This is a genomic window from Bradyrhizobium sp. LLZ17 (genome assembly GCF_041200145.1).
Taxonomy (GTDB): domain Bacteria; phylum Pseudomonadota; class Alphaproteobacteria; order Rhizobiales; family Xanthobacteraceae; genus Bradyrhizobium.
In genome coordinates, this window is the sequence record NZ_CP165734.1 from 6926332 (window position 1) to 6939124 (window position 12793).

11 protein-coding genes and 1 pseudogene are annotated in these 12793 nt (G+C 65.2%); 3 read left to right on the plus strand and 9 right to left on the minus strand.

Annotated features, from left to right (window positions below; translation table 11 throughout):
* Positions 1-74: 74 nt before the first annotated feature.
* The 3 genes from AB8Z38_RS33175 to AB8Z38_RS33185 all read left to right on the plus strand — a co-directional run bounded on the left by AB8Z38_RS33175 (position 75) and on the right by AB8Z38_RS33185 (position 5531).
* Positions 75-3731: an AsmA-like C-terminal region-containing protein gene (locus AB8Z38_RS33175; RefSeq protein WP_369721781.1), complete on the plus strand. Its 3657-nt coding sequence runs from the start codon at positions 75-77 to the stop codon at positions 3729-3731.
* A gap of 394 nt (positions 3732-4125) precedes the next feature.
* Positions 4126-5250 carry a DUF2336 domain-containing protein gene (locus AB8Z38_RS33180; protein WP_369721782.1) on the plus strand — a complete coding sequence of 375 codons (1125 nt, stop codon included), beginning with the start codon at positions 4126-4128 and terminating at the stop codon, positions 5248-5250.
* 47 nt (positions 5251-5297) lie between these two features.
* Positions 5298-5531 carry a hypothetical protein gene (locus tag AB8Z38_RS33185; RefSeq protein WP_369721783.1) on the plus strand — a complete coding sequence of 78 codons (234 nt, stop codon included), beginning with the start codon at positions 5298-5300 and terminating at the stop codon, positions 5529-5531.
* A 33-nt stretch (positions 5532-5564) separates the two neighbouring features.
* Here the strand turns inward: AB8Z38_RS33185 and AB8Z38_RS33190 are convergent, their stop codons facing one another.
* The 9 genes and pseudogenes from AB8Z38_RS33190 to AB8Z38_RS33230 all read right to left on the minus strand — a co-directional run bounded on the left by AB8Z38_RS33190 (position 5565) and on the right by AB8Z38_RS33230 (position 12681).
* A complete protein-coding gene (locus tag AB8Z38_RS33190; protein ID WP_369721784.1) occupies positions 5565-5924 on the minus strand; it encodes a hypothetical protein in 360 nt (119 codons plus the stop codon).
* Between the two features lie 127 nt (positions 5925-6051).
* On the minus strand, positions 6052-6717 hold the full coding sequence (locus tag AB8Z38_RS33195) for an HAD hydrolase-like protein (RefSeq protein ID WP_369721785.1): 666 nt from the start codon (positions 6715-6717) through the stop codon (positions 6052-6054).
* A gap of 122 nt (positions 6718-6839) precedes the next feature.
* Positions 6840-7382, minus strand: a complete 543-nt coding sequence (locus AB8Z38_RS33200) for a GNAT family N-acetyltransferase (RefSeq protein ID WP_369721786.1) — start codon at positions 7380-7382, stop codon at positions 6840-6842.
* A gap of 225 nt (positions 7383-7607) precedes the next feature.
* Positions 7608-9479 carry a ferrous iron transporter B gene (locus AB8Z38_RS33205; RefSeq protein WP_369721787.1) on the minus strand — a complete coding sequence of 624 codons (1872 nt, stop codon included), beginning with the start codon at positions 9477-9479 and terminating at the stop codon, positions 7608-7610.
* Positions 9480-9516: 37 nt separating this feature from the next.
* Positions 9517-9792 carry a ferrous iron transport protein A gene (locus AB8Z38_RS33210; protein WP_369721788.1) on the minus strand — a complete coding sequence of 92 codons (276 nt, stop codon included), beginning with the start codon at positions 9790-9792 and terminating at the stop codon, positions 9517-9519.
* Positions 9793-9906: 114 nt separating this feature from the next.
* Positions 9907-10158, minus strand: coding sequence for a ribbon-helix-helix domain-containing protein (locus AB8Z38_RS33215; protein WP_369721789.1), 252 nt, complete (start codon positions 10156-10158; stop codon positions 9907-9909).
* The gene (locus AB8Z38_RS33220) at positions 10155-10343 is read right to left on the minus strand and encodes a DUF4169 family protein (protein ID WP_369721790.1); all 189 of its coding nucleotides are present in this window, start codon (positions 10341-10343) and stop codon (positions 10155-10157) included. Before AB8Z38_RS33220 ends, AB8Z38_RS33215 begins: the two co-directional genes overlap by 4 nt.
* 289 nt (positions 10344-10632) lie before the next feature.
* Entirely contained in the window at positions 10633-12075 is a 1443-nt protein-coding gene (gene fumC / locus AB8Z38_RS33225) for a class II fumarate hydratase (protein ID WP_369726664.1), read from the minus strand.
* Positions 12076-12163: 88 nt separating this feature from the next.
* Positions 12164-12681, minus strand: a pseudogene (locus tag AB8Z38_RS33230) (SspB family protein).
* Between the last annotated feature and the right edge of the window lie 112 nt (positions 12682-12793).

The window sequence follows — 12793 nt, forward strand, 5'->3', positions numbered from 1 at the left end:
CGCCTGAAGCCTCTGCGGCCAAGGTTTGGCGGCCAAGGTTTGGCCCGGTTGCCGGTTTGGCCGAGGGGAGACCCGTGCAGACGACGCTGCTCGGATTGGCGATTGCCTTCATCTTAGCGCTGCTGGCCGCGTTGATCGGGCCTTACTTCGTCGACTGGAACCAGTTCAGGCCCCAGTTCGAGGCGGAGGCGAGCCGTATCATCGGCGTGCCGGTGCGGGTGGCGGGCGAGCTGGACGCGCGGCTGCTGCCGGCGCCGACGTTGCGGCTGCGGGCGGTCACCTTCGGTGGCAACAACGATCTCGGCCGGCTGCGCGCCGACAAGCTCGATGTCGAGTTCAGCCTGAGCTCGCTGATGCGCGGCGAATGGCGTGCGACCGAGCTCACCGTCAACGGCATGGCGGTGGATCTCGGCCTCGACGCCAAAGGACGGGTCGACCTGCCGTCGACCGCGAGCGGCACCTTCAATCTGGCCTCGCTTGCCATCGAGCGGCTCAACCTCACCGGCCGCATCGCGCTGCATGACGCCGCCAGCCATTCGACACTGGAGCTCAACGACATCGCCTTCTCCGGCGACGTGCGCTCGCTCGCCGGCTCCGTGCGCGGTGACGGCAATTTCACCGCCGGGCGCACGCGCTATCCGTTCCGCATCTCCTCCGGCCCGAGCCCCGACGGCAGCGCCACCCGTCTTCACCTCAACATCGATCCAGGCGAGCGTGCCATTTTGGCCGATCTCGAAGGCGTGCTTGCCTTCGACAACCGCCTGCCGAAATTTGAGGGCGCGTTGACGCTGGCCGTGCCGGCGACACGGAAGCCGGGCGAGAGCGGGCCCACGCCCTGGAAGCTCACCGCAAAGCTCAAGGCCGACCCGGCCGGTGCCAAGTTCGACCAGATCGACGCGAGCTTCGGCAATGATGACGCAGCGCTGAAGGTCGGCGGCGTCGGCGATCTCAGGTTCGGTGCGTCGCCGCTGCTGCGCGCGGTGCTGTCGGCGCGTCAGGTCGATGCCGACAAGCTGGCCGGCAAGGATGATGCCGAGCCGCTGCGCATCCTGCCGGCGCTGCGCGCGGGCCTCGCCGCGATCCCGCAGGCACCGATCCCGGCGCAGATCGAGTTCAATTCCGACCAGATCATGCTGGGTGGCCGCCCGCTCCAGAACATCTCGGCGGAGCTGACGACTGACGGAAGATCGTGGACGTTCCAGCGGCTGGATTTGCGCGCGCCCGGCATGACGCAGCTGGCGCTGAACGGGGCCGCGCCGGGCTCCGACAGTTTCAGCGGCCGCCTCAGCGTCGAATCCTCCGATCCTGATACGCTGGTGGCCTGGCTCCAGGGCCGCAGCGAGGTCAACCGCCGCAGCACGCGGCCGCTGCGCCTGGCAGGCGATGTGACCATCGCCGCAAACCATTTCGCGATCGAGAAGCTGAAGGCCGATATCGAAGGCGGCACTGTGGAGGGACGGATCGCTTTCGTGCAGACCGGCGTGAACAAAGGCTCGCGGATCGACGCCGAGCTGAAAGCGGACCGGCTCGACCTCGATGCCGCCGCGAGTTTTGTCCGCGCGCTGGCGGGACCGCAGGGCGAATGGCCGGAAGAAGCAAAGCTCTCGCTCGACGTCGGCCGCGCGATCTCCGCCGGCCAGGAGCTGCGGCCGTTCGCGGCCAGGCTCGGCTATGGCGCGACATCGCTGTCGCTGGAGCAGTTGCGGTTCGGTCAGCCGAACGGTGTGACCACCGAGGCGAGCGGCAGCTTCGACCGCACCCAGGCGACGGGCCGCCTCGCGCTGAAATCCTCGGCCAACTCGCTGCGCGATCTCACCGCGCTGCTCGAGCCGATCGCGCCCGCGGTGCGCGCGCGGTTCGATGCTCTCCCGTCACCGCCCGGCGCGACCCGCCTCAAGCTCGATCTCAGCCTCGACAAGAACGCCGAACATGCCGACCGCAGCGACGCCCGCGCCGTGTTCGACCTCGATGCGCCGCAGCTCAAGGCCATTGCGACGCTGGCTGCGCAGACGCCGGCGGCCGCGCTCAATGGCATCGACATCGACCGCCTCCGCAACAGCGACTTCACGCTGGACGCGAAAGTGTCGACGCCGCAGGCGGGTGCGCTGCTGGCGCTGCTCGGCCTCGATCGCATCGTCGCCGCAGGCGAGGGCGCCTCGCAGTTCGAAGGAAAGCTGAGCGGCGCGTGGCGCCGGTCGCTGCAATTGAACGCCAAGCTCAGTGGCGGCGCGCTGGAGGCGGATGCCCTGGGCAGTGTCGAATTGTCTGGGCCGGAGCCCAAGGCCAATGTGAACTTGCATGTGCGCAACGCCAATCTGGCACCGCTGTTCGGGACCAGTCCGGCCGACAAATCCGCCCAGAGCGTCAGCCTGTCCTCCCGCCTCACGCTGTCCGGCAATCGGCTGACTTTTGACGATCTCGACAGCGCTGCCGCAGGTTCGCATCTGCGCGGCCATCTCGCCATGACCCTGGATCAGGAGAAGAGCGTCGATGGCGAAGTCGGGCTGGACACGCTCGATCTCATGCCCACGCTCGCGGTGGCCCTGGGTGCGGCCGGACGAGACGCTGGAGAGCCGCTGAGCGCGGGACTCGTCACGGGCTGGCGTGGCCGGATCGCCTTCCAGGCGTTGCGCGGAACTTTACCGGGCGCAATCGAGCTGCGTCCGTTCAGCGGCACGATCAGGAGTGACGGCCAGTCGCTCGCGCTCGACGCGCTCAAGGGCAGCATTGGGGGCGGCGAGATGACCGCAAGCCTCGATGCGCGCAACGGCGCCAACGGCCTTGCGCTGAGTGCGCGCGTCGATCTCAGCAATGTCGATGCGGCGAGTTTGCGCTACCGCGATCTCGCTTTGCCGAAGGGGCGCGCGTCGCTGCAGATGGCGCTGACGAGTCAGGGCCGCAGCGTCGCGGCGCTGACCGGCGCGCTCGCCGGCAACGGTACCGTGACGCTCGACTCGGCTGAAATCAACGGGCTCAATCCGCGTGCCTTCGAGATCGCCATTCGCGCCAGCGACAGCGGCCAGGTCTCCGACGACAACCGGCTGCGCCAGCTGGTCGACCCGGCGCTCTCGGCAGGCCCGATCACGGTCGCTTCCGCGCAGATCCCGTTCACGATTCGCGACGGCCGGCTGCGCGTCGGCGCCACGCCGCTGGAAGCGAAGAACGCCCGCGCCATCGTTTCCGGCGGCTACGATATTCCCGCGGACCAGGCCGATATCCGCGCCAGCCTGACGCCGATCATGACCGGGCTCTCCGGCGCCCCGCCGGAAATTCAGGTGTTTGCGGCGGGCCCGCCCGACAAGCTCAACCGCAGCGTCGATCTCGCGCCGCTGTCGTCATGGCTTGCGGTGCGCACCATCGATCGCGAGACGCGCCGGCTGGATGCCATCGAGCGCGGCGAACCGCCGCCGGCCACCGCCGCACTGCCGACACTGGTCTCTCCCGACCCCGCGCCCGAATCGTCGCTCACCGATGTGCCGATGCCTGGTCGCGATCCGCGCCGCGCACCGCCGAAGCCCAAATCTGAGCCAAGGTCTGAGCCAAAGGCCGAGCCAAGGGTCGCGCCGACGCCGAAGGCCCCGCAGGCCGCGCCCGCCGCGCCGAGCCCGCCGCTTGCGAGCCAGCAGATCGCGCCGCTGCCGCCGCCGATCGAGGTGAGGCCGGCCCCCGGCCCGCCGCCGCCAAGGCCCAAGCCGAAGCCGCCGCTGGTGCTGACGCCACAGAATCCGTAGAGCAGGTTTGGTTTGCACTGAACGGGCCGCGGGCTCGCTTGACCTCGCCCGCTTGCGGGAGAGCATAGGCCGCCTTTGGCGGCCGTCATCTAAGAACGCCAAGGCGCCGCCTCGGCTATGCCGAAGGCGCGGGTGAGGGCTTTGTCCGCTGGGGGATCGTCCCGTTGGGGAGACACCCTCACCCCAACCCTCTCCCGCAAGCGGGAGAGGGAGCGCACCTTCCGTGTTACGCGCCGCTAAACCCATTCCCCCGCATTTTAACGAATTTTGCCCGGCAAAACTGATCTGCCGGTTTTACCGGATTCTCGCGTTTGGTCCCTAGTGTCGGTTCCAGAGGAATTCGACGTCCTGCCGATCAAGGCAGGGCGAGCCGCCAAGAACTGGGGTGATCGACATGAACGGGGCAAAATCGCTTCTACACGATCTGGACGATGCCATCGCACGCGGCACCGACGAAAGCCGGGTGAAGGCGTTGTGGCATGCGACCGATATTTTGATCACCGGCCGCTATAGCGACGACGAGATCAGCATGTTCGGCGAGGTCATCGGGCGGCTCGCAGACGAGATCGAGGTCGCTGCACGCACGCAGCTCTCGGAATTGATGGCGGCCTGCGATCACGCGCCGCTCAACGTCGTCGAAAAACTCGCTCTCGACGACGAGATCGACGTCGCCGGTCCCGTATTGCGCGACTCTACCCGGCTCGACGAGAAGATGCTGGTCGAGAGCGCCATGACCAAGGGCCAGTCGCATCTGCTCGCGATCGCCCAGCGCAAGTCGATCGGCGAGGCCGTGACCGACGTGCTGGTCAAGCGCGGTGACCAGGAGGTCGTGACCTCCGTCGCCAGGAACGAGGGCGCGCGTTTCTCCGGCTCGGGCCTGCTGCACATGGTCAGGCGCGCCGAGGGCGACTCGATCCTCGCCGAGCAACTCGGCCTGCGCAAGGACGTGCCGCGGCACATCTTCCAGCAGCTCATTTCCAAGGCCTCCGAAGACGTCCGCCGCCGGCTCGAGCACGAGCGGCCCGAGATGATGGCGCAGCTGCAGAGCTCGGTCACCGAGGTCACCGGCGATTTGCAGTCCAAGTTCGGCCCGTCCTCGCGCAGCTACTTCGTTGCCAAGCGCGTGGTGACGACGCAATACCGTCAGGGCAACCTCAACCAGGACTCGATTTCGAACTATGCGCGCCAGCACCGTCTCGACGAGGTGCAGATCGGCCTCTCGCTGCTCTCGTCGCTGCCGGTCGACGTGATCGAGCGCGCGATGATGGACCGCAACCGCGAGATCCTGCTGGTGCTGTGCAAGGCGCTCGATTTCTCCTGGGACACGACCATGTCGCTGCTGTTCCTCGGCGCCAAGGACCATTTGATCACGGCGCGCGAGCTCCACGACAACGAGCGCGATTTCGGCCGGCTCAAGACCGAGACCTCGCGCAGCGTCCTGAAGTTCTACCAGTCGCGCAAGAACAATGCCGGCGCCGATCCCGCCCAGGGTCGTCAGCCCGAGCTCCACATGCACTGAGCAAGTGCACTGAGCCTCATTCGGGAATTGGCAGGAGAGTATTTGCTATGTTGCCTCAATTCGGCACCGCAATTCGCAAGACCAAAAGCCTCAACGCCGAGACCGGCGGGTCGGCTCCGGACAAGGCTTCCGTCGACGCCGCATGGCTCGCGCTGGAAGCCGCCAACGATCTCGGCGATCACGCCGCGATCGAAGCCTGTCGCCGTGTCATCGATGCCGAGCTGAACGGCACCGCCGCCGGCAGCTCGGATATCGATCTCGTGCTGGGGTATTTCAGGTAGGGCGTGGGCCTTCGGGGGGTAGATCTCCGGCTCTCAGCCGCAATTCCAGACCGCGCCGATCGGGGTGCGCGTCCAGCACGGACCGAAGCTGCCGCCATTGTAGCGAGGGCCGGCAAAGCCGGGCCGGCCGAAATAGTGCCAGTCGCCGTCATAGCCGTAATAGGCGGGCACCGGGTCGATATACCAGGGACGCCGGTTGTTGCGCGCATAGCGCCGCAGCCCATTCTTCTGCACGAAGAGCGGCTGACTGTTGCTCAGGGGCTGACGATAGCCCGGCAGGAAGCCGTAGCCATGCCAGCTTTGCGCCGGCTTCTTGTGCACGGGCGCAGCCGGCGCGGTGACCGGCAGCAGCGACAGGGCGACGGCAACAAATAGACATGAAAGGCGCGACATGGATCGACCATAGACAGCCAATTGCGCGAACGCCATTCAAATCCGGGTGCGATTTTCTTGCGGATTTGTACGAATTTGTGGACGACGGCATGCGCGGTTCGCGACACGCCGCTACTCGAATCGCGAGCTAGTTTTCCAGCATCGATCGAACGGTCCGAGCGAGATCAGCGGTGCGTTCCACCACATGATCCGCGCCTGCCGCTTCAAGCTCGTCCCGGCTACCATACCCCCAAAGCACGCCAAGGCCGCGCATCCGGACCGCGTGGGCGCCGACAATGTCATGCCGGCGGTCTCCGACCATCAGCGCCTCCGCAGCGATGAAGTCCTGTTCGGACAGGATTTGGGCGAGCAATTCCGGCTTGTGATCGAGCTTGCCACCGTCCACCGAGCCGTAGATTCCGTCGAAATATCCGGCGAGATTCAAGTGCCCTGCGATGCGTCGCGCAAAGACCTCGCGCTTCGACGTGGCAATGTAGAGGCGTAAGCCCGCCCGCTGCATCTCTCCAAGCGCCTCGCCAATGCCGGGGTAAAGCTCGCTTCCGAGAAAGCCGCTTTCGCCGTAGTGCCGGCGATAGGCCACCACGGCGGCGTCGAGGCGGTCGTCGCCATATCTCCGCAGCAAAGCGCGCAGCACGTCTTCGAGCGGCGGCCCGATGAAGGCCGTAATGTCCAGCGCTTCGTCAGGAGAGTGTCCCAGCGCGCGCAGTGCAGCGAGGCAGCTTGCGGCAATGCCGGGCCGGGAATCGATCAGGGTCCCGTCGAGATCAAGCAGGACTGTGTGGCGTCTGGACATCTTCGAAACGTACCATCGTTATGGCCATACGGCCCAGTGCGTAGGATGGGGAGAGCTCTTGCGAAACCCATCGTTGCCTCCGCGCTGAAGCGTGATGGGTTTCGCCTTCGCTCTGGCCCATCCTACTTGCTTGCCGGTTGGAAGAACTGGCCGTCATTGGAGTGGCTACCGCGCCGAATGCGATAAATCACCACGTCGTTGCCGTGACGCTGCGTGCTGCGCTCGAGGACATAATTCGATTTCTCCAGCACACGGCGCGACGCCGCGTTGCCGACAACGATCAAGCCGATCAGGGACGGCAACGCGAGTTGCGACAGTCCGATGTGCGTCAGCGCGGTCGCGATCTCGCTTGCCAGTCCCTGGCCCCAGAGCGTGCGTTTGATCGCATAGGCAATCTCGATCTCGTCTGTGTCATCCACCAGGATGTGCCGGAGTCCCGCTCGCCCCGCGAACGCTCCGTCTCGCGTTCTCAGTGCCCAGAGCCCGAAGCCGTGCTGATCCCAATGGGCCATGTTGACGGTGAGATACGACTTCGTCGCCTCGGCCGAACGTACGCCGCCGATGTAGCGGGACACCTCGGGATCGAGGTGAAGCGCAACGAGATCCGCAAGGTGGTGTTCGGCCAGTCTCTCGGCGGTGAGGCTGGTGGTTGTGAACTGATCCATGAAACCAGATAGCCGATGTCGAGCTGGTCACGATGCCGGGGACAGCCGATGTTGGCATCGTGAACCTGTTTTCCCCGACGGGTCAACCGTGGCAGTGAGGAGCTCGGATTTCGATTGGCTCCATTCGCGTTACGGCCAGAGATTTCGTACATGCGTAACCCGTTGATCTCACAGCTTCCGTCTACTGTGCATGGGGTTGTTTTCGCAGTTTTGGTTTCGAGGGGCCTATCCCACCCCTAACGCCACCGCGACATTGTAGGTCAGAAAGCTAGCGGCATAGGCCAGCACCAGCATGTACCCGAACGTCGTCGCCATCCAGACCCAGCTTCCGGTCTCGCGCCGGATCACGGCCAGTGTGGACGCGCATTGCGGAGCGAAAATGTACCAGGCGAGCATCGACAGCGCGGTCGCGAGCGACCATTTCGTCGCCAGCACCTGTCCGATCTGCTCGGCGGCTTCCTTGCCGCCTTCGATCGCGTAGACGGTGCCGAGCGCCGCGACCGCGACCTCCCGCGCCGCCATGCCCGGGATCAGCGCCACCGCGATCTGCCAGTTGAAGCCGACCGGCGCGAGCAGCGGCGCGATCGCGTGACCGATGATCGCGGCCAGGCTGAAGTTGATGGCAGGCTCGGTGGCACCCGCCGGCGGCTGCGGGAACGAAGCCAAAAACCAGATCAGCACCATCATCGAGAAGATCGTGGTGCCGGCGCGGTGCAAGAACATTTTTGCGCGCGTATAGACGCCGATCGCGATCGATTTCAGGCGCGGCATCTTGTAGTCGGGCAGCTCCAGCATGAAGGGCGCCGGCGCGTAGTCGCGCAGCATGAAGAACTTGATCAGGAACGAGACCAGCAGCGCGCTGATGATGCCGGCGGCGTAGAGGCCGAACATCACGAGGCCCTGGAGGTTGACGAAGCCCCAGACGTCCTTCGCCGGAATGAAGGCGGAGATGATCAGCGTATAGACCGGAATGCGCGCCGAGCAGGTCATCAGCGGCGCGATCAGGATCGTGGTCAGCCGGTCGCGCTTGTTGTCGATCACCCGCGTCGCCATGATGCCGGGAATGGCGCAGGCAAAGCTCGACAGAAGCGGAATGAAGGCGCGGCCGTGCAGGCCGGCGCCGCCCATGATGCGGTCCATCAGGAACGCGGCGCGCGCCATGTAACCGAAATCTTCCAAGAGCAGGATGAACAGGAAGATGATGATGATCTGCGGCAGGAACACGACCACGCTGCCGACGCCGGAGATCACCCCGTTCTGAACGAAGCTCTGCAACAGGCCGGCGGGGAGGGTGGCGTGCACGAACTGGCCGAGCGCATCGAAGCCGGAGTTGAGCAGCTCCATCAGCGGCTGCGCCCAGGCGAACACCGCCTGGAACATCACGAACAGGATAGCCGCGAGCACCACGAGCCCGCCGACGGGATGCAGCACCACGGCGTCGATCCGCGCGGTCCAGGTGTCGGGGCTAGCAGGCAGGCTGACGCAGTCGGCGATGATGCGGTCGGCGTCGCGCTGCGTGGCGCGCAGCTCGGAGACGCTGAGCGCGCGCCAGCTGTTCTCGGCGGGCTCGGCCGCGAGCCTTGCCGAGATATCGTCGGTCAGGTTCAAGAGGTCTGCGGTGCCGTTTTTGCGCACCGCGATCGATGTGACCACGGGCACGCCGAGTTCCTTGGCGAGCCGCTCGACGTCGACGCTGATACCGCGTCGGCTCGCGATATCGAACATGTTGAGCACCAGCAGCAGTGGCCGGCCGGTGCGCTTGAGTTCGAGCAGCAGGCGGATAGTCAGCCGCAGGTTGGTCGCATCGGCGACGCACAGCACAAGATCGGGCAGCGCCTCGCCCGAGGCCTTGCCGAGCACGAAGTCGCGGGTGATCTCTTCGTCCGGGCTGCGGCCGCGCAGCGAATAGGTGCCGGGCAGGTCGACCACCGAGACCTGGCGTCCCAACGGGGTGACGAAGAAGCCCTCCTTGCGTTCCACCGTGACGCCCGGATAGTTCGCGACCTTTTGCCGGCTGCCGGTCAGCGCATTGAACAGCGAGGTCTTGCCGCTGTTTGGCGTGCCCACCAGGGCGAGATGCAGCAGGGGTGCTTCCATTTGCTTAAAGGCCTTGGATCAAATATCCGGTCGCTGTCTACGCGACGATGATGGCCATGGCTTCGCGACGGCGCACCGCGATGGTGATGTTGTCGACGCGAACCGCGATCGGGTCGCGCCCGACCAGCCCTTCGTGCAGGACCTCGACCCGGGCCCCCTCGACGAAGCCGAGCTCGATCAGTCGGCTCTCGAGCTCGATGTCCGAGAGCGCCGAGCCTGCGTCCTTGGCGGAAAGGTGCTGAATGACGCCGGTGTAGCCGCGCTGGGCCAGACCCAGCGGCAAAAGCGGGCGCGTATCATGGGTGTCGGTCATGCCCTGTATTTTCAACGCAAGGCATCGAGGTCAAGCGCGCTCGCTCGCGGAAGCTGCACCTTAGAGCGATTTTAAAGTGCGGATCACGAAAGTGTGGGGCAAGCACCCCGGCGCTTACTGGGCCGGGACCTTTTCCGGCTGGACCGCCATGGCGCGGCTCTTGAAGTAGTCGAGCACGAACAGCCGGATCGCCGAGGATAGATTGCCCTGCTGACGACCGCCGTCGATTTCGCCAACGAGCTCGGACAACGTCATGTTGCGCAGGCTCGAAATCTCCTTCATGCCGTTCCAGAACGCCTCTTCCAGGCTGACGCTGGTCTTGTGGCCGGCGACCACGATTGATCGTTTCACGACCGGCGACTTCATGGCTGCTCCTCGCGATCGATCCGGTGCTGGTCCAGACGCTCCTTCGCCTGGTCCGCCCGCGTCTCCTCCGCCGACCGCTCCGCCTTGGTGCGGCCGAACTTCGCCCGGTTGGCGTCCGCCTGCTTCGCCGAGGTTTCCCGCTCGGCGCGCTTCCTGAAACGATTCAGGTTGATGACGTTCCCCATGCCGCGTCTCCATCACCCGATCCTTTTCAGACAGGATGAAACATCCAGAAACCAGGCGCCGCACCGCGCCCCAAGAGACTTGATCTGAGACTTGATCGCCATTCGCTTCTCCTCGTCAATCGGCCTGTCGGCCATCAAACGATGAATTTCGCCCCCCGCGAGGGGGAGACGAATGCGTAGCACGCATCCTTGCCGCGACATTGACGGTAATCAAATCCTCTCCGTTAAGCCTCATAATTGTGAGCGTCCGGGCTCCGTATCACTACGGATGACTATCGGAATTCGGAATTTATCCCGGCCTCGTCATCTTGTCCGGCTGCACCAAACGATCGAACTCGTCCGCTGAGACGAAGCCCAGCCGCAGCGCTTCTTCCTTCAGCGTGGTGCCGTTGGCGTGCGCGGTCTTCGCCACCTTGGCTGCGTTGTCGTAGCCGATCTTCGGCGCGAGTGCGGTGACCAGCATCAGCGAACGCTCCATCAGCTCCTTGATGTGCTTTTCGTCGGCGCGGATGCCGCTGACGCAATGCTCGGTAAAGGAGCGCGCGGCGTCCGCCAGCAGGCGGATCGAGTGCAGCATGTTGTAGGCCAGCACGGGCTTGTAGACGTTGAGCTCGAAATGGCCCTGGCTGCCGCCGACCGTGATCGCGGTGTGATTGCCGAACACTTGGCAGCACACCATCGTCATCGCCTCGCATTGCGTCGGATTGACCTTGCCCGGCATGATCGATGAGCCCGGCTCGTTCTCCGGCAGGACCAGTTCGCCGAGACCGGACCGCGGGCCCGATCCGAGCAGGCGGATGTCGTTGGCGATCTTGAACAGCCCCGTCGCCACCGAATTGATGGCGCCGTGCACCAGGACATACGCGTCGTTGGAAGCCAGCGCCTCGAATTTGTTGGCGGCGCTGGTGAGCGGCAATTTGGTGATCGTGGCCGCGTGCTTGGCGAACAGTTTTGCAAAGCGAGGGCTCGAGTTGAGCCCGGTGCCGACGGCGGTGCCGCCCTGCGCCAGCGGATAGAGGTCCTTCACCGCAACCTTCAGCCGCGCGATCCCGCTTTCGACCTGCGCGGCATAGCCGGAAAACTCCTGGCCGAGCGTCAGCGGCGTCGCGTCCTGGGTGTGCGTGCGGCCAATCTTGACGATCCTCGCAAACTCTTTCTCCTTCTTGCGAAGCGCGCCCAGCAGTTCACTCAGCGCGGGAACGAGGTCGTCCGTGATGCGGCCGGCGGCCGCGATATGCATCGCGGTCGGGAAGGAATCGTTTGAGGACTGGCTCATGTTGACGTGATCGTTGGGGTGCACCGGCTTCTTGGTGCCGAGTTCGCCGCCCAAAAGCTCATTGGCCCGGTTTGCGATCACCTCGTTGAGGTTCATGTTGCTCTGCGTGCCCGAGCCGGTCTGCCACACCACCAGCGGAAAGTGGTCGTCCAGCTTGCCCTCGATCACCTCGCGGGCGGCGCGGATGATGGCATTGGCGCGGCGCTGGTCGAGCAAGCCGAGCTCGCGGTTGGACTGCGCTGCGGCGAGCTTGACGATGCCAAGCGCATGCACCAACGAGATCGGCATGCGGTCGATGCCGATGCGAAAATTCTGGCGCGAGCGTTCAGTCTGGGCCCCCCAATAGCGATCAGACGGGACCTCGATCGGACCAAAACTGTCGGTCTCGGTGCGGGTCGCGGAGCGTGAGGGGCGGGCAGTCTTTGATCCGGCGGTCTTGGCCATGAGCACATCCATTCTGCCGCACGAAATATCGCGCGGTCTCTTCATGTGCTCATCTATATAGGGACTTGGCCGGGCGCGACGATCTCGCGCCCAACCTGGATCATTTCTTGCGGAAACGATCGAGCCGCACGACTTCGGCGCCGCCCTGGCTGGGCGGGGTCGGCTCCTCCGTGGTCTCCGCCTTGTCGCCGACGGGCGCGGGGACCGACACGGCTGAAGCAGCGGGGGTCGCCGGCAAGTTCTCGGGCGCGACATCGGCGACGTCGGAGGCCTCGAACTGGAGGCCGAATTTCACGGACGGGTCGAGGAAGCTCTTGATGGCGCTGAACGGCACGATCAGCCGCTCCGAATGCCGCCGAAGGACAGGCCGACCTCGAAGCGGTCTTCGAGCACGGTCAGGTCCCAGAACTGGTGCTGGAGGATGATCGTCATCTCTTCCGGATATTGCGCGAGCAGCCGCGACGAGATCTTCACGCCGTCGGCCTTCGAGGCGAATGTGATGAAGAAATGATGCTCGCCCGGCAATCCGCTGGCTGCTGCATCGGTCAGCACCTTACGCACCACCCCGCGCATCGCGTCGGTTGCCAGCACGTCGTATCGGATATGGTCGGTCGCCATGGTGGTCCTGTTGCATTCCAGGAGACGGGCCCTGCCGGCCCGACTCGCCAAGCCGCAATAGTACCGCGCCTGACGGGTCAGCAGGAGTCCCCGCCGGGAAGGAAATAAGAGG

Coding starts and splice junctions, on each gene's coding strand:
- fumC (WP_369726664.1), bottom strand. CDS start 12,075: ATGGATGTGCTCATGGCCAAGACCGCCGGATCAAAGACTGCCCGCCCC.
- AB8Z38_RS33195 (WP_369721785.1), bottom strand. CDS start 6,717: ATGTCCAGACGCCACACAGTCCTGCTTGATCTCGACGGGACCCTGATC.
- AB8Z38_RS33215 (WP_369721789.1), bottom strand. CDS start 10,158: ATGAAGTCGCCGGTCGTGAAACGATCAATCGTGGTCGCCGGCCACAAG.
- AB8Z38_RS33190 (WP_369721784.1), bottom strand. CDS start 5,924: ATGTCGCGCCTTTCATGTCTATTTGTTGCCGTCGCCCTGTCGCTGCTG.
- AB8Z38_RS33185 (WP_369721783.1), top strand. CDS start 5,298: ATGTTGCCTCAATTCGGCACCGCAATTCGCAAGACCAAAAGCCTCAAC.
- AB8Z38_RS33205 (WP_369721787.1), bottom strand. CDS start 9,479: ATGGAAGCACCCCTGCTGCATCTCGCCCTGGTGGGCACGCCAAACAGC.
- AB8Z38_RS33180 (WP_369721782.1), top strand. CDS start 4,126: ATGAACGGGGCAAAATCGCTTCTACACGATCTGGACGATGCCATCGCA.
- AB8Z38_RS33200 (WP_369721786.1), bottom strand. CDS start 7,382: ATGGATCAGTTCACAACCACCAGCCTCACCGCCGAGAGACTGGCCGAA.
- AB8Z38_RS33210 (WP_369721788.1), bottom strand. CDS start 9,792: ATGACCGACACCCATGATACGCGCCCGCTTTTGCCGCTGGGTCTGGCC.
- AB8Z38_RS33220 (WP_369721790.1), bottom strand. CDS start 10,343: ATGGGGAACGTCATCAACCTGAATCGTTTCAGGAAGCGCGCCGAGCGG.